The sequence below is a fragment of the Burkholderia cepacia genome (genome assembly GCF_001039005.1).
GTDB classification, from domain to species: Bacteria; Pseudomonadota; Gammaproteobacteria; order Burkholderiales; family Burkholderiaceae; genus Burkholderia; species Burkholderia theae.
On sequence record NZ_LDWR01000033.1, the window covers coordinates 16,915 to 38,213 of the forward strand.

18 protein-coding genes are annotated in these 21,299 nt (G+C 69.0%); 5 read left to right on the top strand and 13 right to left on the bottom strand.

The window, feature by feature from the left end:
* Nucleotides 1-5 precede the first annotated feature (5 nt).
* From VL15_RS19310 to VL15_RS19320, 3 genes are all read right to left on the bottom strand, one after another.
* Nucleotides 6-1,040, bottom strand: a complete 1,035-nt coding sequence (locus VL15_RS19310; protein ID WP_048247852.1) for a helix-turn-helix domain-containing protein — start codon at nucleotides 1,038-1,040, stop codon at nucleotides 6-8.
* Nucleotides 1,041-1,240: 200 nt separating this feature from the next.
* Nucleotides 1,241-1,792, bottom strand: a complete 552-nt coding sequence (locus VL15_RS19315) for a hypothetical protein (protein WP_048247854.1) — start codon at nucleotides 1,790-1,792, stop codon at nucleotides 1,241-1,243.
* Nucleotides 1,793-1,960: 168 nt separating this feature from the next.
* On the bottom strand, nucleotides 1,961-3,487 hold the full coding sequence (locus tag VL15_RS19320) for an aldehyde dehydrogenase family protein (protein ID WP_048247856.1): 1,527 nt from the start codon (nucleotides 3,485-3,487) through the stop codon (nucleotides 1,961-1,963).
* A gap of 335 nt (nucleotides 3,488-3,822) precedes the next feature.
* On the opposite strand from VL15_RS19320, the gene VL15_RS19325 reads away from it, so the two are divergent.
* Nucleotides 3,823-4,251, top strand: a complete 429-nt coding sequence (locus VL15_RS19325; protein WP_048247857.1) for a pyridoxamine 5'-phosphate oxidase family protein — start codon at nucleotides 3,823-3,825, stop codon at nucleotides 4,249-4,251.
* Between the two features lie 107 nt (nucleotides 4,252-4,358).
* Here VL15_RS19325 and VL15_RS19330 read toward each other — a convergent pair whose 3' ends face one another.
* Entirely contained in the window at nucleotides 4,359-5,981 is a 1,623-nt protein-coding gene (locus VL15_RS19330) for an MFS transporter (RefSeq protein ID WP_048247859.1), read from the bottom strand.
* A 150-nt stretch (nucleotides 5,982-6,131) separates the two neighbouring features.
* On the opposite strand from VL15_RS19330, the gene VL15_RS19335 reads away from it, so the two are divergent.
* Nucleotides 6,132-7,016, top strand: coding sequence for a LysR family transcriptional regulator (locus tag VL15_RS19335; RefSeq protein ID WP_048247861.1), 885 nt, complete (start codon nucleotides 6,132-6,134; stop codon nucleotides 7,014-7,016).
* A gap of 18 nt (nucleotides 7,017-7,034) precedes the next feature.
* On the opposite strand, the gene eutC is transcribed toward VL15_RS19335, so the two are convergent.
* The 4 genes from eutC to VL15_RS19355 form a co-directional block, all read right to left on the bottom strand.
* Complete coding sequence (gene eutC / locus VL15_RS19340) at nucleotides 7,035-7,826, bottom strand: ethanolamine ammonia-lyase subunit EutC (protein WP_048247863.1); 792 nt, start codon at nucleotides 7,824-7,826, stop codon at nucleotides 7,035-7,037.
* Nucleotides 7,823-9,220: an ethanolamine ammonia-lyase subunit EutB gene (locus VL15_RS19345; protein WP_048247865.1), complete on the bottom strand. Its 1,398-nt coding sequence runs from the start codon at nucleotides 9,218-9,220 to the stop codon at nucleotides 7,823-7,825. The genes eutC and VL15_RS19345 overlap by 4 nt, the downstream gene beginning before the upstream one ends.
* Before the next feature lie 91 nt (nucleotides 9,221-9,311).
* Nucleotides 9,312-10,724: an ethanolamine permease gene (gene eat / locus VL15_RS19350; RefSeq protein ID WP_048247867.1), complete on the bottom strand. Its 1,413-nt coding sequence runs from the start codon at nucleotides 10,722-10,724 to the stop codon at nucleotides 9,312-9,314.
* A gap of 186 nt (nucleotides 10,725-10,910) precedes the next feature.
* A complete protein-coding gene (locus tag VL15_RS19355) occupies nucleotides 10,911-12,374 on the bottom strand; it encodes a mechanosensitive ion channel (protein ID WP_048247869.1) in 1,464 nt (487 codons plus the stop codon).
* A gap of 276 nt (nucleotides 12,375-12,650) precedes the next feature.
* Here VL15_RS19355 and VL15_RS19360 point away from each other — a divergent pair, with 276 nt between their 5' ends.
* Nucleotides 12,651-13,529 carry an AraC family transcriptional regulator gene (locus VL15_RS19360; protein ID WP_048247870.1) on the top strand — a complete coding sequence of 293 codons (879 nt, stop codon included), beginning with the start codon at nucleotides 12,651-12,653 and terminating at the stop codon, nucleotides 13,527-13,529.
* Between the two features lie 80 nt (nucleotides 13,530-13,609).
* Here the strand turns inward: VL15_RS19360 and VL15_RS19365 are convergent, their stop codons facing one another.
* Together VL15_RS19365 and VL15_RS19370 are read right to left on the bottom strand one after the other, a co-directional pair.
* Nucleotides 13,610-13,966, bottom strand: coding sequence for a zinc ribbon domain-containing protein (locus VL15_RS19365; protein ID WP_048247872.1), 357 nt, complete (start codon nucleotides 13,964-13,966; stop codon nucleotides 13,610-13,612).
* Between the two features lie 10 nt (nucleotides 13,967-13,976).
* Nucleotides 13,977-16,556, bottom strand: coding sequence for a heavy metal translocating P-type ATPase (locus VL15_RS19370; protein WP_048247874.1), 2,580 nt, complete (start codon nucleotides 16,554-16,556; stop codon nucleotides 13,977-13,979).
* Between the two features lie 81 nt (nucleotides 16,557-16,637).
* On the opposite strand from VL15_RS19370, the gene cadR reads away from it, so the two are divergent.
* Both cadR and VL15_RS19380 read left to right on the top strand, forming a co-directional pair.
* Entirely contained in the window at nucleotides 16,638-17,069 is a 432-nt protein-coding gene (gene cadR, locus VL15_RS19375; RefSeq protein WP_048247878.1) for a Cd(II)/Pb(II)-responsive transcriptional regulator, read from the top strand.
* Nucleotides 17,070-17,137: 68 nt separating this feature from the next.
* Entirely contained in the window at nucleotides 17,138-17,710 is a 573-nt protein-coding gene (locus VL15_RS19380) for a PadR family transcriptional regulator (protein ID WP_048247879.1), read from the top strand.
* 45 nt (nucleotides 17,711-17,755) lie between these two features.
* Here the strand turns inward: VL15_RS19380 and VL15_RS19385 are convergent, their stop codons facing one another.
* From VL15_RS19385 to VL15_RS19395, 3 genes are read right to left on the bottom strand one after another with little or no spacing between them, the layout of a single operon-like run.
* Entirely contained in the window at nucleotides 17,756-19,186 is a 1,431-nt protein-coding gene (locus tag VL15_RS19385) for an FAD-binding oxidoreductase (protein ID WP_048247881.1), read from the bottom strand.
* Between the two features lie 13 nt (nucleotides 19,187-19,199).
* The gene (locus tag VL15_RS19390; protein ID WP_048247883.1) at nucleotides 19,200-19,988 is read right to left on the bottom strand and encodes an ABC transporter substrate-binding protein; all 789 of its coding nucleotides are present in this window, start codon (nucleotides 19,986-19,988) and stop codon (nucleotides 19,200-19,202) included.
* A gap of 52 nt (nucleotides 19,989-20,040) precedes the next feature.
* Nucleotides 20,041-21,195 carry a pyridoxal phosphate-dependent aminotransferase gene (locus VL15_RS19395; RefSeq protein WP_048247885.1) on the bottom strand — a complete coding sequence of 385 codons (1,155 nt, stop codon included), beginning with the start codon at nucleotides 21,193-21,195 and terminating at the stop codon, nucleotides 20,041-20,043.
* Between the last annotated feature and the right edge of the window lie 104 nt (nucleotides 21,196-21,299).

Genomic DNA, 21,299 nt, shown 5'->3' on the forward strand with positions numbered 1-21,299 from the left:
CGTCGTCACCCCACCGCGACCATCACCGCGCGATCGCGCAGCGTCTCCGACGGCCGCTTGCCGAACAGCCGCCGGTAATCGGTCGCGAACTGGCTCAGATGCCAGAAGCCCCACGCCTCCGCGACGTCCTGCACCGAGCCGGCCGCGCGGCCGCACAGGTCGCGCCGCGCGCCGTTCAGCCGCAGCGTGCGCAGATAGGTTGCGGGCGCCATCCCGAGCACGTCCTGGAAGCAGTACTGCAGCGTGCGCCGGCTCACGAGCAACTGCTCGCACAGCTCGGGCACGCCGACCGGGCGCGTGCGGTGCGCGAGCACGTAGTCGCGCGCCTGCTCGACGATCCAGCGGCGCGTCGACGGCGTGCGGCCCGCGCCATCGTCGCCCGGTTGCGCGCACGCGTCGAACAGCGCGGCGAGCACCTCGGCCTGCAGCTCGTCGCGCTGCGCATCGGGCAGCGGGCCGGCCACGGCCACCGCGCCGTCGAGCCGGCGGCCGAGCAGCGCGCACAGGCGCGCGAGCCGCGCATCGCCGACCTGCATCACGCGCTGCGTGAACAACTGCTCGTCGAGCGCGCGGTGCTCGACCTCCTCCGCATAACGGCGCAGCACGTCGCCGCGCACGACGACGCCGTAGATCGAAAACTGCGCGGGCGTCACCAGTTCGAATTCGACGTTGCCGGGCCGGAACGCGAGCGCGCCGGGCCCGATGCGGCACGCATCGACGCGCGCCGTGCCGTCGCACACGAGCGGGATGCCGAACCAGTACGCATCGCCGCGCACCTCGCATGCCTGGCGCAGCAGGTGGCTCGTCGATTCGCGAAACAGCTTCATCGTGTCGAGCGGCAGCTCGGTCAGCGTGCCGACGAAGCGGCCGGCCGCGAGCTGGTCGTAGGTCTGCCGCCAGCCGATCAGGTTGCGCGCCTGCTCGTCCGCATCGTGCGCGACGCTGACGACGGCCTGCCCGGCCAGCGCGTCATCGCCCTGCGCGTTGCGCCGCGTGTCTTCGGCGGTCGGTTCTTCGATATACGCCACGTATTGATCCATCGTGTCCTCCCTCACCTGCCCGGAACCGCGCTTGTCACGCAAGTCCCGTGCCGAACCACGCGGCCCGGCAACAAGCCCGTCATTCCACGCTGCCCGGCCGGTGTGCGCCATACGGGCGCACCCGGACGCCGCGCGCGGCGCACGCCGCCGGTGCGATCCGCGCGACGACCGCGCATGCTCGCCGCCGCTTGTTACCGAGACTATCGACTACCGGCTGCCGGCCGTAGCCGCACGACCCGCGTGCCGCAGTTGCCGTACGCCTGCGCGACCGCCAACTCGACGATCGTGCTGCCAGCCGGCCAGGGTGACGCGTCGACTTCCGGCAGATCGGCACGCAGCGTGGCGCGGCCGTTGATCCGGTAGCGGATGCCGCGCACGAAATCGACGAACAGCAACCCGACACCGCTGCCGTCGCATGCTGCCGCGTCGATCCGGCCAGCGCCGCCCTGCGCGGGCAACGCGAACCGCAGCGTCTTCGTGTCGATCACGCGGACCACGGGCAACAGTTCGCCGTGCGCGTCGCGCAAGCTCTGCACGATGTCGCAGGTCACGCTCGCGCGAGCGCCGCACGCGGTGCCGATGAACATGAACGGCTGCGATTCGACGAACTGCCGCACACCGATGCTCACGCGCGTCGTCACCACGTCGCTCATCCGCTCGGCTTCGTCGGCGACGCCGAAACGCTGCTGCGCGTCGAGTTCACCCGCGTGGAATACGGGGTGGCGCGGAAAGGATCGGTGCAGTTCTGACATGCTGGTTTCCGTCACGCGCGTCCGCACGCCATGCCGCCGCGAACAGGCGACGGCCGGTATCGTTTCCGGTGCGGGCCGCAACGCTGCGCGGCCGACGCCGGCTGTCGAATGTCGAAATCGAACAGGGCGAAGTGCCGGACGACCGGCACCTCGCCACCGCGTCGGCGATCAGAAGAACCCGAGCGCCTCGGCCTGATAGCTGACCAGCAGGCACTTCGTCTGCTGATAGTTCGACAGCGCCATCTTGTGCGTCTCGCGGCCGATCCCCGACTGCTTGTAGCCGCCGAACGCCGCGTGCGCGGGGTACAGGTGGTAGCAGTTGGTCCACACGCGGCCGGCCTCGACCTCGCGGCCCATCCGGTACGCACGCGTGCCGTTGCGCGTCCACACGCCCGCGCCGAGCCCGTAGAACGTGTCGTTCGCGAGTTCGATCGCGTCCTGCTCGTCCTTGAACGTCATCACCGACGCGACCGGCCCGAAGATCTCCTCCTGGAACACGCGCATCTTGTTGTTGCCGAGCAGCATCGTCGGCTTCACGTAGTAGCCCGTGCCGAGTTCGGCGGCCGGCGCCGTGCGCTCGCCGCCCGTCAGGCATTGCGCGCCTTCGCCGCGGCCGATGTCGATGTACGACAGGATCTTGTCGAGCTGCTGTTGCGACGCCTGCGCGCCGATCATCGTCTGCAGGTCGAGCGGGTGGCCGGACTTGATGCGCTCGACGCGCGCGACGGCCTTCTCGATGAAGCGTTCGTAGATCGACTCCTGGATCAGGATGCGCGACGGGCACGTGCACACTTCACCCTGGTTCAGCGCGAACATCGCGAGCCCTTCGAGCGCCTTGTCGAGGAACGCGTCGTCCTGGTCGAGCACGTCGGCGAAGAAGATGTTCGGGCTCTTGCCGCCCAGTTCGACCGTCGACGGGATCAGGCTGTCGGCCGCCGCGCGCAGGATGTGCTTGCCGACCGGCGTCGAGCCCGTGAATGCGATCTTCGCGATCCGCTTGCTGGTCGCGAGCGCCTCGCCCGCTTCCTTGCCGAAGCCGTTCACGATGTTGATCGTGCCGGCCGGGAACAGGTCGCCGATCAGTTCCATCAGCACGAGCACCGACGCGGGCGTCTGCTCGGCCGGCTTCATCACGACGCAACAACCGGCCGCGAGCGCCGGTGCGAGCTTCCACGCGGCCATCAGCAGCGGGAAGTTCCACGGGATGATCTGGCCGACGACGCCGAGCGGCTCGTGGAAGTGATACGCGACGGTGTTGTCGTCGATTTCGGAAATGCCGCCTTCCTGCGCGCGGATGCAGCCCGCAAAGTAGCGGAAGTGGTCGACCGCGAGCGGCAGGTCGGCCGCCATCGTCTCGCGCAGCGGCTTGCCGTTGTCGATCGTCTCGGCCACGGCCAGCAGCTTCAGATTCTTTTCCATCCGCTCGGCGGCGGCGAGCAGCAGGTTCGCACGCTCGGCCACGGACGTCTTGCCCCACTTGCGGCGCGCGGCATGCGCGGCGTCGAGCGCCAGCTCGATATCGTCGGCACCCGAGCGCGGCACGCGACAGAACGGCTGGCCGTTGATCGGCGACACGTTCTCGAAATACTCGCCCTTCACCGGCGCCACCCACTTGCCGCCGATGTAGTTGTCGTACTGCTGACGGTACGGGTATTCGACGTCGAGGCCCAGTTGCTTCAGGTCAAACGGGTTCATACATGTCTCCTGTTCATCGTGCTTGTGTGAGTACAGCGCCGGTTGGACCGCGCTGCACTCGTTTACGCAACATGCGTGCCAAACAGGACGGGAGCGGAACGGAAGCAGCGCGACCGCGGCCGGCCGGGTGCGCGCCGTGCCGCGGCCGCGCACGCAGCGCGGCGAGTGTGCCGATTCTGAACACCGCGATTGCGCAACGGCGTGGCCGCTGTTCGAAACTTCCACAGTGGGTGTGCCGTGCGGCACGGGCCGGCGGGCAGCGCCGCGTGGCATGTCGCTTGCGTGCGAATCACGCATCCTGACCACACGCTACGGCGTTCGCGCCGATCGACACCATGAGCGACCCCGGCCCCCTGACCGACGACGCCGTCGCGTTCATCCGCGAGCAGGCGTTCCTGATCGTCGCGACCGCCAACGTGGCGGGCGACAGCGATTGCTCGTACCGCGGCCGCCAGCCGCGCGCCGACGGCTCGTTCGCGCCGCTGGTCGACCTGCCCGACCGCCGCACGCTCGTGCTGCCCGACTTCGCGGGCAACAACCTGTTCAACACGATCGGCAACCTGCTGGTGAATCCGGCCATCGCGCTGCTGTTCGTCGATTTCGTGCGCCAGACGACCTGGCTCGTGCAGGGGCGCGCGACGATCGACGAGGAGGCGGGAAGCCGCGCGCATCTGTGGCCCGACGCGAAGCGCTATGTGGTGGTCGCGGTCGAGCGGGCGCAGGCGCGCGCCGACGCGGCGCTGCCGCCGCTCGTGCTGGCGTGATGCGATGAGCGCAGCGTCGGCGTGCGAATGCCGGTCACGATGAAACACAATGGCGCGACGGCTGCGATGGCCGAAGCGGCATGCGCGCCGACTCGAGAACGCAACGCTCAGCGTCCGTGCGTCTCCACACAGGCCGGTTCGATCCGGCTGCGCGCCGGCACGTCGGCATGCGCATGCCCGTCCGTGTCGTCGCCCGTTTCGGCGGCCGCCGGCCGTTCACCCAGAAACACGAACACCACCACCGCGCACAGCACCGTGACGACGGCCAGCCCGGTCAGCAGCCGGTCGAACGCATGCGTATAACTCGCGAGCAGCGCCGCATGGCCGACGCCCGGCAACGCGGCCGCGGCGCCGGCGAGATCGCCGGTCGCGAGCCGCGCGGCCGCACGCAACGTCGCGTCGGACGTGCCGGCGCCACCGGCCGCCTGCCGTAGCCCCGTCTGCGCGAGCGCGGCCAGCACCGCGCCGACGATCGCGAGCGCGATCCCCTCGCCGGCGACGCGCGTCGTGCTGAAGATGCCCGTCGCCATCCCCGCGCGCTCCTTCGGCACGACGCTCACCGACAGCCCGTCCATCAGCCCCCACGGCATGCCGGCCCCCACACCGATCGCGAGCATCGGCGCGATCGCCGCGGGCCCCGCGCCGCCTCGCAGCGCGATGCCCAGCCACACGAGCCCGGCCGCCGCGACCAACAGCCCGAGCCCCGAGATCACGCCGGCCGACAGCCAGCGCGTGAGCGTCGCCGCGACGAGCGGCACGACCAGCATCGGCGCGGAGATCGCGAGCATCAGCCAGCCGGCGCCGATTTCGCTGAAGCCGTCGATGCCGATGAAGCGCAGCGGCAGCACGACGAGCAGCACGATGTAGCAGCAGCAGGTCGACACCGGCAGCACCTGCACGCCGACGAAGCGCGCGATGCGGAACAGCGACAGGTCGAGCATCGGCCGCGCGACGCGCGTCTCGATCATCACGAACGCACACGCGCCGAGTGCCGCGCCGGCCAGCAGCACGATCACGAGCGGGCTCGACCAGCCGCGCGCGGGCGCCTCGATCACGCCGAACGTGAACAGCGTCAGCGCGGCGGTGAACGCGGCCGTGCCGGGCCAGTCGAGCCCGGTCGCGTGCGGATCGCGCGACTCGTGCATGCGCGGCAGCCCGAACACCAGCGACAGCACGCCGGCCAACGCGCCCGTCACAAAGATCGCGCGCCAGCCGTAATGCCCGATCAGGACGCCGGCCAGCACCGGCCCGAACGCGAGCCCGACGCCGAAGGTCGTGCCGAGCAGGCTGAACGCACGCGTGCGCGCCGCGCCGTCGAATTCCTGCGCGAGCGCCGCCGTGCCGCCCGCGAGCGCCGCGGCCGCCGCGAGCCCTTGCGCGGCGCGCAGCAGGTCGACCGCGAGCATCGACGGCGCGAAGGCGAGCGCGGCCGACATCAGCGTGAAACCGCCGACGCCGATCGCGAACACGCGCTTGCGGCCGAACTGGTCGGCCAGCGCGCCCGCCGCCATCAGGAAGCTGCCGAACGCGAGCATGAACGCGTTGGTGATCCAGTTCATCGCGACCGGGCCGCCGTGCAGGTCGCGGCCGATCGCCGGCGTCGCGACCGCGCCGCCCGAAAACGACAGCGGCAGCGCGACGGCGGCCATGCAGACGGCGGCCAGCACCCACGTGCGCCGGCGCGCCGACACGGCTGAAGCGGCTGAAGCGGCTGAAAACGGGTGATCCATCATCGCTCCTCGAAAAGCCGGCGCGGATGCGCCGTTGGAGCGACAGAAGATAAATCCGATTCAATTCGCGAAAAACCACGCGAAGTTCCGCATATAACGGACTAAAATTCCGCAATTCACCCAACCACCCGCATCGACGCACGCACTTCGATGGAAAACCTGACCGGCATCGTCGCCTTCGTCCGCACCGCCGACGCGCTGAGCTTCGTCGCGGCCGGCCGCGCGCTCGGCATCTCGGCGTCGGCGGTCGGCAAGACGATCGCGAAACTCGAGCTGTCGCTCGGCGTGCGCCTGTTCAACCGCACGACGCGGCGCGTCACGCTGACCGACGAAGGGCGGCATTTCTACGAACGCTGCCAGCGGATCCTCGAGGATTTCCGCGATGCGGAAGCGACCGTGACGGCCTCGGCACAGCGCCCGCGCGGCAAGCTGCGCGTGAGCCTGCCGGTGATCGGCTACCGCTTCCTGCTGCCCGTGCTGCCCGAATTCCGGCAGCGCTACCCGGACGTCGAGCTCGATCTGGATTTCAACGACCGGATGGTCGATGTCGTCGAAGGCGGCTTCGACGCGGTGATCCGTAGCGGCCCGCTGTCGGATTCGCGCCTGATGTCGCGGCGGCTCGGCCCGTTCGCGTTCGTGCTGTGCGCGACGCCCGCGTATCTCGCGCAGGCCGGCACGCCGCGCACCCCGCACGACCTCGAAGCGCACGATTGCGTGCGCTACTGCTTCCCGACCACCGGCAAGCTGCAGGACTGGGCGCTCGCGGCCGCCGACGGCACGCCGCTGAAGCTGCGCACCGCGATGACCTGCAACAACATGGAAGCGCTGCGCGGCACCGTGCTCGCAGGGCTCGGCATCGGCTACATGCCCGACTTCCTCGCGCGCGACGCGCTCGAACACGGGGCGCTCGTCACCGTGCTCGACGACTACCGGATCGCACCGGGGCAGTTCTCGATCGTGTGGCCGTCGAGCCGGCAGCTGTCGCCGAAGCTGCGCGTGTTCGTCGATTTTCTGTGCGAGCGGCTGTTCAAGTAGCCGCGCGCCATCGCACCTTCACACCGCCCCGATCCGCTCCGTGTCGGACGGCGGCAGCAGCGCGTCGCTGTCGTCCTTCAGCCCGACGCCCGTCAGCTGGAGCCGGCGCGCATGCGTCATCAGGTAATGCAGCTTGTGCGCGGCGGCCGCGTGCGGCAGCCCTTCGGGCCGCACGTTCGAGATGCAGTTGCGCAGCGCGTCGTGGCAGCCGACTTTCGGCGCCCAGGTGAGGTACACGCCGAGGCTATCGGGCGAGCTGAGCCCCGGCCGTTCGCCGATCAGCATCGCGACGACCTTCGCGCGCAGCAGTTCGCCGATCTCGTCGCCGAGCGCGACGCGCGCCTGCGTCGCCACCACCACCGGGCCGATCCGCCAACCGTCCGTGTCGAGCCTCGATCGCACGGCCTGCAGCAGCGGCAGCGCCTGCTTCGCGGCCGCGAACGCCGACAGCCCGTCGCCGACCACGAACACGACGTCCGGCGCATCGTCGAGCGCCGCGCCGTGAGCGGCCAGCAGCGCGCGCCCTTCGTCGGACAGCTTGCGGCCGAGATCGGGCCGGCGCAGGTAATGCTGGCGATCGGGCGCGGCACTCTGCACGCCGAGCGTCGCGAAGCCGGCCGCGTCGAGCTCGGCCCGCAGCGCATCCGCGTCGAGCGGCTGGTGCACGGCGTCGCGCGCCTGCGCGTGCGACAGGTTGAACGCAAGCAGCGGCGCGGTCGGCAGGCTGTTGCCCGCGCGGCCGAGCGCGATCCGCGCGTTCGTGAACGACTTCAGCTGCGCCCACGGGTTCTTTTCGACGGCGTCGCTCATGCCGAAATCCCCATCCAGTCGTTCGCGCCCGCCAGCAGCGGCACACGCGACGTCGCGGCGCGCAGCGCGCCGTGCGCGTCGGCGATCTCCATCGTCTCCAGCCACTCCTCGAACTCCGGCGCGCGGCGCAGGCCGAGCACCTCGCGCACGTAGAGCTGGTCGTGGAACGACGTGCTCTGGTAGTTCAGCATCACGTCGTCCGCGCCCGGAATCCCCATGATGAAGTTGATGCCGGCCGCGCCCAGCAGCGTCAGCAGCGTATCCATGTCGTCCTGGTCGGCTTCCGCGTGGTTCGTGTAGCAGATGTCGCAGCCCATCGGCACGCCGAGCAGCTTCCCGCAGAAGTGATCCTCGAGCCCCGCGCGAATGATCTGCTTGCCGTCGTACAGGTATTCGGGGCCGATGAAGCCGACCACCGTGTTCACGAGGAACGGCTCGAACTTGCGCGCGACCGCATACGCGCGCACTTCGCAGGTCTGCTGGTCGACGCCGTGATGCGCGTTCGCCGACAACGCGCTGCCCTGGCCGGTCTCGAAGTACATCAGGTTGTTGCCGACGGTGCCGCGGTTAAGCGACAACGCAGCCTCGCGCGCCTCGCCGAGCAGCGCGAGCGAGATCCCGAAGCTCGCGTTCGCCTTCTCGGTGCCCGCGATCGACTGGAACACGAGATCGACCGGCGCGCCCTTCTCGATCGCCGCGATCGTGTTGGTCACGTGCGTGAGCACGCACGACTGCGTCGGCACGCCGTAGCGTTCGCGGAACCCGTCGATCATCGCGAGCAGCTTCACGATCGCCGCGAGGCTGTCGGTTGCCGGGTTGATGCCGATCATCGCGTCGCCGCAGCCGTACATCAGCCCGTCGAGCATCGACGCGGCGATGCCCTTCACGTCGTCGGTCGGGTGGTTCGGCTGCAGCCGCACCGACATCCGGCCGGCCAGCCCGACCGTGTTGCGAAAGCGCGTGACCACGCGGCGCTTGCGCGCGGCCGCGATCAGGTCCTGGTTGCGCATCAGCTTCGACACGGCCGCGACCATCTCGGGCGTGAGGCCCGGCGCGATCCGTTCGAGCGCCGCGCCGTCGGCTGCGGGCGACAGCAGCCAGTTGCGGAAATCGCCGACCGTCAGGTGCGAGATTTCCGCGAACGCCTGCGCGTCGTGATCGTCGACGATCAGTCTCGTGACTTCATCGTCTTCGTACGGAATCACCGCTTCGTTCAGGAACGCCTTCAGCGGCACGCCCGCGAGCGCGATCTTCGCGGCCACGCGCTCCTCCTCGCTCGCCGCCGCGACGCCGGCGAGCTGGTCGCCGGAACGCAGCGGGCTCGCCTTCGCGAGCAGCGTCTTCAGGTCCGCGAAGCGGTACGTGCGCGGACCGATCGTCTCCGTGTAGGACATCGTGCGAGTCTCCTTGCCAAAAGCCGACGGCGCGCCCGTTCGACGGGGCGCGCCGGATGCCGTCAGGAACGGCCGTTCACCTTCACCCTGCTCACTCCTCCAGCAGCGCGTCGCCCGGCGCACTCTCGCGCTGCGAACGGGTCGCGAGGAAGTACGCGTAGCCGAACGCGAGGAAGCCGAGGAACACCAGCGCGACCAGCCCGTTGAAGTACACCATCGTACCGAGACAGATGACCGCTGCAACGATCGCGAATGCCGGGAAGATCGGGTACAGCGGCGCGCGGAACGGCCGCGCCATGTTCGGCTGCGAGCGGCGCAGCTTGAACAGCGACGCCATGCTGACGATATACATCACGATCGCACCGAACACCGACATCGTCACGATATTCGCGGTCAGCGTCTGCCCGCCGAACTGGATCAGTTCGTCGCTGTAGATCGCCGCGATGCCGATCACGCCGCCCGCGAGGATCGCGCGATGCGGGGTCTTGAAGCGAGGATGCACCTTCCCGAGCCACTCCGGCAGGTAGCCTTCGCGGGCCAGCGCGAAGATCTGGCGCGAATAGCCGAGGATGATCCCGTGGAACGATGCGACGAGCCCGAACAACCCGAGCCACACGAGCATGTGCATCCAGCCGCTGTTCGCGCCGACGATGTACTTCATCGCCTGCGGCAGCGGATCGTTGATGTTCGCGAGCTTGGTCCAGTCGCCTGCGCCGCCGGCGAACACCATCACGCCGATCGCGAGTGCAACGAGGGTCAGGATCCCGGCCACGTAGGCGATCGGGATCGAGCGCTTCGGGTTCTTCGCTTCCTCGGCGGCCATCGCAACGCCCTCGATCGCGAGAAAGAACCAGATCGCGAACGGGATCGCCGCGAACATCCCGTGGAATGCGCCGACGCTGAAATGATCGGCGCCCGACCAGCCGCCCTTCATGAAGTTGCTCCACGCGAAGCCCGGCGACACGACGCCCATGAACACCAGCAGCTCGAAGATCGCGAGCAGCGTGACGACGAGCTCGAAGGTCGCGGCGATCTGCACGCCGACGATGTTCAGCGCCATGAACACGAGATACGCGCCCATCGCCGCATGCTTCGGCTCGAGGCCCGGGAACTGCACGTGCAGGTACGCACCGATCGCGAGCGCGATCGCCGGCGGCGCGAACACGAACTCGACGAGCGTCGCGGCGCCGGCGAGATAACCGCCGGTCGGGCCGAATGCGCGGCGTGCATACGCGAACGGGCCGCCCGCGTGCGGGATCGACGTCGTCAACTCGGTGAAGCTGAAAATGAAGGTCGTGTACATCGCCGCGACGAACAGCGCGGTGATGACGAAGCCCAGCGTACCGGCGCTCGCCCAGCCGTAGCTCCAGCCGAAGTATTCGCCGGAAATCACGAGACCGACCGCGATGCCCCACAGTTGCCAGGTCCCGAGCGTCTGCTGCAGCGCGGGCTGGCCGGACGATTTGGCGCCGGCGGCGGGCCGGCCATTCGACTCTGCTTTCATCGGACTTTCTCCTCAAAGGCGCCGGGCCTGTCGGCGTGCGCGACTGAGAATCGATGCTAGAGAGTCATTAAACGACGTGTTATCGAAATTCGGCAAAGATCGCGGGTTACGTTTCGCTGACGGAAACGCCGGCCGCGATCGTCGCCATGGCCGTCCGGCCGCACGACGCGGCCGGACCACCGGCACTTACTGGCCGCCGCCGCGCTGGTTGAACCAGCGGTCGAGCAGCTTGCCGGCCGCTTCGCGGCCGCCGAGGCCGAACGACAGCGCGACGGCCACCGCGATCGCGCCGAGCACGAGGCCGAACGCGAGCTGGACGATCTCGTTGGCGATGCCCATCGCGCGCAGCCCCATCGCGAACACGAGGCCGAGGATCGCGAATTGCGCGATGCGCGCGAACAGTACGCTGTGCTCACGGTCGGCCTGCTCGATCACGCGGCGCGCGAGGCCCGCGAGCCACACGCCGATCACGAGGATCACGCCGCCCATCAGCACGTGGCCGCCGAACTCGATGAACAGCGTGACGACGTCGCGCACCTGCGAGAAGCCGAGCCGGTTCGCGGCTTCGACCGATGCAAACAGCATCGCGAAGAACACGATCAGCCGCGCCACCAGCACCGACGGCTGCAGGATCCCCGAGAACACGCGCTCGACGCCGAGCACGGCCGGCAGCCCGTCGGCACCGGCGGCTTCCAGCAGCTTCTGCGCGAGCGACGCGACGAAGCGCGCGAAGTAGAACGTGACGAGCACGATCACGATCGCCGCGAAGATATCCGGCACCGCGCCGAGGAACTGGTTCAGCATGTTGGTCGCGGGGCCCGAGATCGCGTCGATCTTCAGCGCGTCGAGCGCGGAAATCAGCGTCGGCACGAACACGAACACGTAGACGATCGTGCCGATCAGGCTCGACACGCGCACGGGCGTCGGGCTGTCGAGACGCTGCGTGAGGCGGTCGGCGCCTGCGGCGACGAGCAGGTTCGTCACGAGGCCGCGCAGCACGCGCGCGACGACCCAGCCGACGAAGCCGATCACCGCGGCCGCGAACAGGTTCGGCACGATCGCGAGCAGCTTGTCGACCATCCCCTGCACGGGCGACAGCAGCCCCGACAGCGCGAACGACGCGAGGATCGCCGGCAGGAACATCAGGATCACGAGCCAGAACAGCACGTCGCCGAGATAACCGCTCATCGGCTGCATGCCCGCGCCGTCGGACAGCTTGTCGTCGATCTTGCTCGCCTTCAGCGCGCGGTTCGCGAGGCTGCGCAGCAGCGACGCGATGAGCCACGCGATCAGCGTCAGCGCCGCGCCGCCGATCAGGTTCGGCAGGTAGTTGACGATATGCGTGACGAGCAGCGAGAACGGATTGGAGACCGCGTACAGGTTGAGCACGTTGAAGATGCCCACCGCGGTGACGAGCAGCACGAGCCAGAACAGGCCGCCGGCGATGATCCGCTCGACATACGCGCCCTGGCCGGTGCTTTCGTTGATCCGCTGATCGACCTTCAGCGCTTTGAGCAGACGCAGCGCGCCGGCCCGCACCACCACCGCGATCAGCCAGCCGATCACCAGGATGCCGATCGCGCCGGCGATCTTTGGCAGATATCCGCCTAGCGTGGTCTGCAGCGACGTGATGAAGCTGGAAGCATCCATTTCTTGTTCTCCCGAAAAACGTGGCGTTGCGATTGAACATCGACGAACTACCTGCGTACTTCGAAACACGTGCGTTGCCGCTCGAGCAAAGTACCCGAGAAAAATGACGCCTTCACCCGATTTCACCGTCTTTAACTTTAGTTGTTGATCACGGGGGGGCAAGACCCCATTTCGATGAAATAAAAAGGGACGGATTTGTCGACTACTACGCATTTCCGCAAGATTTATCAATTCGGGCCGTGCTACCGTGACGTCGGTTCCTGCCCGGACACGCCGATGACAGTCGAAACGAAAACCGAGACGCCCGCGTGGATCCGCTATGCGGCAAGCGTGGCGCGCGTCCACGAGTACATCCGCATGCACCTCGACGGCTCGCTCGACCTGAACCGGCTCGCCGAAGTCGCGTGCCTGTCGCCGTATCACTGGCAGCGCGTCTATCGCGCGCTGTACGGCGAGTCGATCGTGCTGACGGTGCGGCGGATGCGGATCGTTCGCGCGTCCGAGGATCTCGTCTGCACCGACCGGCCGATCGACGAAATCGCGCGGCGCGCGGGCTACGGTTCGACGCATGCGTTCGCACGCGCGTTTCGCGACGCCTACGGCGTACCGCCCGCACAGCACCGGCGCACGGGCGCCCACCGGCCGATTTATCCGCTACAGAGAGGAGAGGAAGACATGTTCAAGCACGAAGTCGAAATCCGGCGCCTGCCGGAACTGCGCGGCTACGCGGTGGCGCACACCGGCGCGTACCTGAAGGTCGGCGACGCGTTCGGCCGGATCGGCGCGTGGGTCGGGCAACACGGGCTGATCGGCCCGGGCGCGAAGATGATCGGCATTTTCTACGACGATCCGGATACGACACCGGAAGCGCAACTGCGCGCGAAGGCTTGCTTCATGCCGGCCGACGGCGCGCCGGACGTCGAACCGGTGCCGCCCGTCGAACGCGCGACGGTGTCGGGCGGCGAATACGCGGTGCTGCTGCACACGGGTCCGTATGCGGACCTGAAGACCGCCTACCAGTGGCTCTACGGCGACTGGCTGCGCCACTCGGGCCGCGAAGCCGCCGACGCGCCGCCGTTCGAGCTGTACCTCAATACGCCGATGGATGCCGCGCCGGCCGACCTGCGCACCGAGATCCACCTGCCGCTGCGCTGATCGAAGGGCCGGTGCGCCGGCCCTGAAACGAACCGCGCCGGCCGGCATTCATGCGCGGCCGGCGCGAATGGCCTGCGCACTCAGGCGGCCTGCGTCCCGCACCCGGGACAGAAACGCGCGTCGGCGGCCAGCGCCGCGTGGCAGCGGCTGCACGCCTTGCCGCGTTGCGCCGCACCGCACTGCGTGCAGAAGCGCGCATCCGCCGCGTTGAGCGCGCCGCAGCCCGCGCAGGCGAGCTGGCTCAGCGGCACGTTGCCGCCCTGCCCGTCGGCCGGCGCCTGCCAGCCCCAGCCATACCGATCGCGGCCGCGCGCGTCGTGGCCGCCATGTCCTTCCCGGCGCTGCCCGCCGTGATGCCCGCCACCGTGGCCGCTGCTGCCCTGCCCACCGCCATGGCCACCGCCGTGGCCGCCCAGGATCCGTTTCAGAAAGCTCATCGCCCGCTCCTCAACGCTTGGCCCGCGCGTCGCCGAACGCCCCGGAGGACGACAGCAGCCGCAAGCCGTTGGCCACGACGATCAGGCTCGCGCCCGCGTCGGCGAAGACTGCCATCCACATCGTGCCGAGCCCCGCGACCGTGAGGCCGAGGAACACGATCTTCACGCCGAGCGCGAAGCCGATGTTCTGCACCAGGACGCGGTGCGTCGCGCGCGACAGCCGCACGAACGCGGGAATCTTGCGCAGGTCGTCGTCCATCAGCGCGACGTCGGCCGTCTCGATCGCCGTGTCGGTGCCCATCGCGCCCATCGCGAAACCGATGTCGGCACGCGCGAGCGCCGGCGCATCGTTGATCCCGTCGCCGACCATCCCGACCGCGCCCGCGCCGCCGGCCGACAGCTCCTCGACCGCCGCGAGCTTGTCTTCCGGCAACTGGTTGCCGCGCGCGTCGTCGATGCCGGCCTGCCGCGCGATCGCCTGCGCGGTATGCGGGTTGTCGCCCGTCAGCATCGCGGTACGGATGCCGAGCGCATGCAGATCGGCGATCGCCTCACGGCTCGTGTCCTTGATCGTGTCGGCCACCGCGAAGATGCCGAGCACGCGCGCGTCGTCGACCAGCACCACGACGCTCTTGCCCTGCCGCTCGAGCGCGTCGAGCTTCGCTTCGAGGGCCGGCGAGCAGCGCTCGAGCTCCTCGACGAGACGGTGGTTGCCGAGCCAGTAGCGCGCGCCGTCGATCGTGCCGCGCACGCCGCGCCCGACCAGCGCTTCGAAGTCCTGCACATCGGCGAACGCCGCCGTTCCGGCATCGCGCGCCGCGGCCGCGATCGCCTGCGACACCGGGTGATCCGAGCGCGCCGCGAGGCTCGCGCCGAGGTGCCGGACCTGCGTGGCATCGGCGTCGGACGCATGCACGTCGAAGTCGGTCTGCACCGGCTTGCCGTGCGTGATCGTGCCGGTCTTGTCGAGCGCGAGCCACGCGAGCTTGCGCCCTTCTTCCAGATACACGCCGCCCTTCACGAGAATCCCGCGCCGCGCCGCGGCCGCGAGGCCCGACACGATCGTCACGGGCGTCGAGATCACCAGTGCGCACGGGCACGCGATCACGAGCAGCACCAGCGCGCGGTAGATCCAGTCCTGCCACCCGCCGCCCGCGACGAGCGGCGGCACCACCGCGACCAGCAGCGCGACCGCGAACACGATCGGCGTGTAGACGCGCGCGAACTGATCGACAAAGCGTTGCGTCGGCGCCTTCGCGCCCTGTGCCTCCTCGACCGCGTGGATGATCCGCGCGAGCGTCGAGTTGGCCGCGACGGCCGTCACGCGGTATTCGAACGAACCCGATTCGTTGATCGTGCCCGCGTACACCGCGTCGCCGGCCGTCTTCTCGACGGGCAGGCTCTCGCCGGTGATCGGCGCCTGGTTGACCGTCGAGCGGCCCGCGACGACTTCGCCGTCCAGCCCGATGCGCTCGCCCGGCTTCACGCGCACGACCGCGCCGAGCGCGACCTGCGCGGCCTCGATCGTGCGCCACGTACCGTCGGCTTCCCGCACGGTCGCGGTGTCCGGCGCGAGCTGCATCAGGCCCTGGATCGCATTGCGCGCGCGGTCGAGCGACTTCGCCTCGATCAGTTCGGCGATCGTGAACAGCACCATCACCATCGCGGCCTCGGGCCACTGGCCGATCGCCATCGCGCCCGTCACCGCGATGCTCATCAGCGCGTTGATGTTCAGGTTGCCGTTGCGAATCGCGATCCAGCCCTTCTTGTACGTGGTGAGCCCGCACGCGAGCACCGCGACGAGCGCGAGCGCCGCCGCCAGCCACACGGGCAGGCCGGCCCAGGTCGCGCCCTCGGACGCGACCGCGGCGACGCCCGCCAGCGCCAGCGGCCACCACGGCTTGGGCGCGTCGGCGACGCGTGCCGTCGGTGCGCCGGGCGACGCGGCCTCGGGCGTCATCCCGAGCGTGCGGATCGCGCTTTCGATCGCCGGCTGCGCGCCGGGCACGTGCTCGACGGTCAGCATCCGCTGCATCAGGTTGAATTCGAGCGCCGACACTTCGTTCATCCCGCCGAGCTTCTTGCGGATCAGCGTTTCCTCGGTCGGGCAGTCCATCTGCATGATCCGGAACGCGGAGCGCACGTGGCCCGACGCGGTCGCCTGTGCGACCGGCAGCGGCGCGAGCGTCAGCGCGGCAGGCGCGCAGCAGTCGCCGGCCGCGTGGTCGTGGTCGTGGTCGTGGTCGTGGTCGTGGTCGTGGTCGTGACCGGCATGGTCGTGCGAGCACGCGGCGCCATGGACATGCGCATCGCCGTGCGCATGATCGTGGTCGTGACCCGCATCGTCGTGCGCGGTGTGGTCGTGCGAGCACGCCGCGCCGTGCTGATGCGCGTCGTCGGCTGCATGGTCGTGATCGTGCCCCTTGCCGCCATGGCCATGATCATGGTCGTGGGCATGCGCGCGCTCGCCGGCCGCCGGCGCCGCGTCGGCAACGGTCGCCGTCTGCGTGTCGCGCGAGTCGGCGCAGCACGTATCGGCGCCGTCGGCATGACGGTGTCGTGGGTCGTGGGTACGCTGGGTGTCGGTCATGACAACCTCCTTTGTGGCTTGACGGTGTAGAGTTAACACCCTGAAGCCACTACAAGGTCAACCCTTACACGGGAGAAAGGCATGAAGATTGGCGAACTGGCCAAAGCGGCCCGCTGCACCCCCGAAACGATCCGCTTCTACGAGAAAGAGGGGCTGATGCCGGATGCGGAGCGCACCGACTCGAACTACCGCAACTACACCGACCTGCACGTCGAACGGCTGCGCTTCATCCGCAACTGCCGCGCGCTCGACATGGCGCACGACGAGATCCGCGCGCTGCTGCAGCTCACCGACGTGCCGGCCGACCGCTGCGATTCGATCAATTCGCTGCTCGACGACCATATCGGACACGTCGACGCGCGCCTCGCGGAACTCACGCATCTGCGCGACCAGCTCACTGAATTGCGCCGCCAGTGTGTCGGCGAGCATTCGGTCGAGGATTGCGGAATCGTGCACGGTCTCGCGACGATGGAAACGGTCGCGCCGGCCGCGAAGCGTTCGCACCTCGGCTGAAACCCTTGTGAAATAAGATAGTCTAGTTGAGAATAGTTATATTCTTACTAGATATATCATAACTATTCATGTCAACGAGCCGCCCGTCCTCGCTTGCGCTGGCCGTCCTCGCAACGCTCACCGAAACGCCGATGCATCCGTACGGGATGCTGCAGCAACTGAAGGCCCGCGGGTACGACGAAGTCGTCAACGTGCGGCAGCGCACGAGCCTCTACCAGACGATCGACCGGCTGCTGCGCGACGGGCTGATCGCCGTGCACGACACCGAGCGTGACGGCGCGTTTCCGGAGCGCACGCTCTATGCGCTGACCGAGGCCGGGCACGCGGCCGGGCAGACCTGGCTGCATGCGCTGCTCGCCGAGCCCGCGCGCGAGTTTCCCGCCTTCGGCGCCGGCCTCGCGTTCCTGCCGCTGCTCGACGCCGACGATGCACGGCACCAGCTCGAGCTTCGCATTGCCCGACTCGACGCCGAGCGCGAGCGCCTCGAAACGCTGCGCAACGCCGCGCAGGCCGACCAGGTGCCGCGCCTGTTCCTGCTGCAGAACGAACATGCGCTCGTGCTGCTCAACGCGGAGCTCGACTGGGCGCGCAGCGTCGTCGAACACCTGAAGATCGGCGCGCTGCGCTGGGTGGACGGCTGACAAAAAACGCAGGCCGATTCCCGCCGGCAGCGGGAATCGCCCCTGTCAAAGCACCTTGCCGGGGTTCAGGATGCCGCGCGGGTCGAGCGCGGCCTTCAGGCACCGCATCAACCCGATTTCCGCGTCGCTGCGCGTGTGCGCGAGATAAGGACGCTTGAGCACGCCGATGCCGTGCTCGGCCGACACCGAGCCGCCCATGTCCCGCACCACCGCGTACACGCAGTGATCGAGCGCGTCGACGTCCGCGTCGGTCATGCCGGCCAGCGACACGCCGATATGCACGTTGCCGTCGCCGACATGGCCGAAGAACAGGCACGTGGCGTCCGGCCAGCGCGCCCGCAGCGCCGCCTCGCAGCGCTCGGCGAACGCGCCGAGTTCGCCCGTCGGCAGGCTCACGTCGAAGTTGACGAGATGCGGTAGCGCATCGATCGCGAGACCTTCGCGCAGCGTCCACAGGTCGCGCGCCTGCCGCTCCGACGTCGCGAGCACCGCGTCTTCCACGAGTCCTGCGTCGATCCCGGCCGCGAGGCCGGTTTCCAGCGCATGGTGCGCATCGCCGCCCGGCGCGCTCGTCGCGCATTCGATCAGCACCGCGAAACCGCCGTCGCCCGCGAACGGCGCGGCCACGCCCGGCGTGTGATGCGCAACGTAGTCGTAGAACGACGGCCACATCGCCTCGAAGCTGACGACCTCGGGCAGCGTACGCATGCGGTTCCACAACCCGGCCACCGCGTCGTAGTCGCGCACGCGACAGAGCGCCGTGGCCGGCGCGGCGAGCAACGGATGCAGCCGCAGCACGGCGCGCGTGACGACGCCGAGCGTCCCCTCGCTGCCGATGAACAGCTGCTTCAGGTCGTAGCCCGCGTTGTTCTTCAGCATCCGGTTCATCGACGACACGACCGTGCCGTCCGCGAGCACAGCCTCGAGCCCGAGCACCTGCTCGCGCATCATCCCGTAGCGGATCGCGCGCGTGCCGCCCGCATTGGTCGCGAGCATGCCGCCGATCTGGCACGAGCCGCGCGCACCGAGATCCACGCCGAACGTGAAGCCCGCCGCTTCCGCGGCCTCCTGCACCGTCTGCAGCGGCGTCCCGGCGCGCACGGTCATCGTGCCGGCCGCCGCGTCGAGCGCGTCGATGCCGGCGAAGCGCTCCATCGACAGCACGATCTCGCCGCCGAGCGCGACCGCACCGCGCGCGAGCCCCGTCAGCCCGCCTTGCGGCACCACCGGCTGGCCAAGCCGCTCGCACAGCGCGAGCGTGCGCGACACGTCGTCGACGCTGCGCGGGCGCACCAGCGCGCGCGGCCGGACGCCGGCCGCCTCGTTGTACGCGGTGAAGTAGCGTGGATCGATGTCGGCCGAGCGCGTGACGAGCGCATCGCCCAGTTCGGCGACGAGCGCGGCTTCGAGCGCCTCGCCCGACAGCGGCGCACCGCCCTGCGCGCTACCCGCGGCGGCCGTTTCCCGGTTCTGCATCGCGCGTCCCCGGTTACTTCGTCGAGATGTCGATATCGCCGAAATACTTCAAGCCGAGCGACTTCACCGTGCCGTCCGCCTTCAGCTTGTCGATCGCCGCATCGAGCTTCGCCTTCAGCGCGTCGTCGCCCTTGCGCAGGCCGAATGCGATACCGCTGCCGAGGATCCGGTCGTCGTGCACGGGCTGGCCGACGAACGAGAAGCCCTTGCCGTCCGGGCGCGACAGGAAGCCGCGCTGGCCGGACGGCGCGAGCACGAGCGTCGCATCGAGGCGGCCCGACACGAGGTCCGTATACGCCTGGTTCTGGTCCTGGTACGGGACGATCGCGACGCCGGCCGGTTCCCAGTGCGCCTTCGCGTAGGTTTCCTGGATCGACGCCTGCAGCACGCCGACGCGCTTGCCCTTCAGCGATTCGGGTGTCGGCAGCAGGCCGCTGCCGGTGCGCGCGATCAGCTGGGTCGGCACGCGATAGATGATCGTCGTGAAATCGATCGCCTGGCGCCGCTGCTCGGTCGCGTTCATCGCCGAGTTGATCGCGTCGAACTTGCGGCCCTTCAGCGCCGGAATCAGGCCGTCGAACGACGTCTCGACCCATTTGCACGACAGCTTCGCCGTCTGGCAGACGGCATTGCCGACGTCGATGTCGAAGCCCTGCAGGTCGCCGTTCGGCGCTTTCGATTCGAACGGCGGATATTGCGCCTCGAGGCCGAAACGCAGCGTCTGCGCATCGGCAAGCGCCGCGCCGGTGCCGATTGCGCACGCGAGTGCGAATGCGAGTTTCAGGGTTGCCGTGTGCTTCATCGTGATCTCCTTGTGCCTGGTCGATGCGACGTCCCCGCCGCCGGTTTCCGTACTACAGCGAACGCAGCCGCCGCGCGCCTTCGACCAGCGTCGCGTCGTCCTTCGAAAAACTGAGCCGGATCACGCCGGCATCGGTGCCGTCGGTATAGAACGCCGACAGCGGAATCGTCGCGACGCGCGCGTCGCGGATCAGGCGCAGCACGAAATCGCTGTCGCTTTCGTCCGAGAAGTGCCGGAAGCGCGCGAGCATGAAGAACGAGCCTTCGCTCGGCAGCAGCTCGAAACGCGAATCGGCCAGCTCGCGCGCGAGCAGGTCGCGCTTGGCCTGGTAGAACGCCGACAGTCCGAGATAGCTGTCCGGCCGCGCGAGGATCTCCGCGAACGCGACCTGCATCGGCGTGTCGGCCGCGAACACCATGAACTGATGCACCTTGCGGATCTCGTCCATCAGCTCGGCCGGCGCAACGCAATGGCCGACCCGCCAGCCCGTCACGTGGAACGACTTGCCGAACGACGACACGATCACGCTGCGCTCGGCCAGCTCGCGGTGGCGGGCCAGGCTCTGGTGCAACGCGCCGTCGAACACGACGTGCTCGTACACTTCGTCGGACAGGATCACGATGCCGGTGTCGCGCGTGAGCTGCGCGAGCCGCGCGAGATCGTCGGCCGAGAACACGGTCGCGGTCGGGTTGTGCGGCGTGTTCACGATGATCATCCGCGTGCGCGGCGTGATCGCCGCGGCCACCTCGTCCCAGTTCACGCGGAAATGCTCGGGCGACAGCTTGATCGCGACAGGCGTCGCGCCCTGCAACCGCACGATCGGCGCATAGCTGTCGAACGACGGCTCGAAATAGATCACCTCGTCGCCCGGATGCACGAGCGCGCTGATCGCCGCGTAGAGCCCTTCGCTCGCGCTCGCGATCACCGTGATCTCGGTCGCCGGGTCGTAGCGCGCGCCGTACAGCGCCTCGGTCTTCTCCGCGAGCCGCTCGCGCAGCGACGCGAGCCCGGCCATCGGTGCGTACTGGTTGTGCCCGTCGCGCATCGCACGTGCGACGCCTTCGACGAGCGCCGGATCGGGCGCGAAATTCGGCGCACCCTGCGACAGGTTCAACGCATCGTGCTGAGCGGCCAATTGGCCGATCACCGTGAAGATCGTCGTCCCGACGTCGGGCAGTTTCGAACGGGGCGCGGTGGCGCTTCGCATGACTTCTCCTTCTGATGTCCTTCGGGCTGGCCCGCGCGCAGCGCGCGGCCCTGCATATCTCGCATGATTTAGCCCCAGTCAATATCGGCGGACAATCGAAAGTT

What these genes read in the sequence shown, in the direction of transcription:
- VL15_RS19330 (WP_048247859.1), bottom strand. Translation starts at nt 5,981, where the DNA reads ATGGATCACCCGTTTTCAGCCGCTTCAGCCGCTTCAGCCGTGTCGGCG.
- eutC (WP_048247863.1), bottom strand. Translation starts at nt 7,826, where the DNA reads ATGAGCGACGCCGTCGAAAAGAACCCGTGGGCGCAGCTGAAGTCGTTC.
- VL15_RS19360 (WP_048247870.1), top strand. Translation starts at nt 12,651, where the DNA reads ATGACAGTCGAAACGAAAACCGAGACGCCCGCGTGGATCCGCTATGCG.
- VL15_RS19335 (WP_048247861.1), top strand. Translation starts at nt 6,132, where the DNA reads ATGGAAAACCTGACCGGCATCGTCGCCTTCGTCCGCACCGCCGACGCG.
- VL15_RS19395 (WP_048247885.1), bottom strand. Translation starts at nt 21,195, where the DNA reads ATGCGAAGCGCCACCGCGCCCCGTTCGAAACTGCCCGACGTCGGGACG.
- VL15_RS19390 (WP_048247883.1), bottom strand. Translation starts at nt 19,988, where the DNA reads ATGAAGCACACGGCAACCCTGAAACTCGCATTCGCACTCGCGTGCGCA.
- VL15_RS19310 (WP_048247852.1), bottom strand. Translation starts at nt 1,040, where the DNA reads ATGGATCAATACGTGGCGTATATCGAAGAACCGACCGCCGAAGACACG.
- VL15_RS19365 (WP_048247872.1), bottom strand. Translation starts at nt 13,966, where the DNA reads ATGAGCTTTCTGAAACGGATCCTGGGCGGCCACGGCGGTGGCCATGGC.
- VL15_RS19355 (WP_048247869.1), bottom strand. Translation starts at nt 12,374, where the DNA reads ATGGATGCTTCCAGCTTCATCACGTCGCTGCAGACCACGCTAGGCGGA.
- VL15_RS19345 (WP_048247865.1), bottom strand. Translation starts at nt 9,220, where the DNA reads ATGTCCTACACGGAGACGATCGGTCCGCGCACGTACCGCTTCGCGGAC.
- cadR (WP_048247878.1), top strand. Translation starts at nt 16,638, where the DNA reads ATGAAGATTGGCGAACTGGCCAAAGCGGCCCGCTGCACCCCCGAAACG.
- VL15_RS19385 (WP_048247881.1), bottom strand. Translation starts at nt 19,186, where the DNA reads ATGCAGAACCGGGAAACGGCCGCCGCGGGTAGCGCGCAGGGCGGTGCG.
- eat (WP_048247867.1), bottom strand. Translation starts at nt 10,724, where the DNA reads ATGAAAGCAGAGTCGAATGGCCGGCCCGCCGCCGGCGCCAAATCGTCC.
- VL15_RS19315 (WP_048247854.1), bottom strand. Translation starts at nt 1,792, where the DNA reads ATGTCAGAACTGCACCGATCCTTTCCGCGCCACCCCGTATTCCACGCG.
- VL15_RS19370 (WP_048247874.1), bottom strand. Translation starts at nt 16,556, where the DNA reads ATGACCGACACCCAGCGTACCCACGACCCACGACACCGTCATGCCGAC.
- VL15_RS19320 (WP_048247856.1), bottom strand. Translation starts at nt 3,487, where the DNA reads ATGAACCCGTTTGACCTGAAGCAACTGGGCCTCGACGTCGAATACCCG.
- VL15_RS19325 (WP_048247857.1), top strand. Translation starts at nt 3,823, where the DNA reads ATGAGCGACCCCGGCCCCCTGACCGACGACGCCGTCGCGTTCATCCGC.
- VL15_RS19380 (WP_048247879.1), top strand. Translation starts at nt 17,138, where the DNA reads ATGTCAACGAGCCGCCCGTCCTCGCTTGCGCTGGCCGTCCTCGCAACG.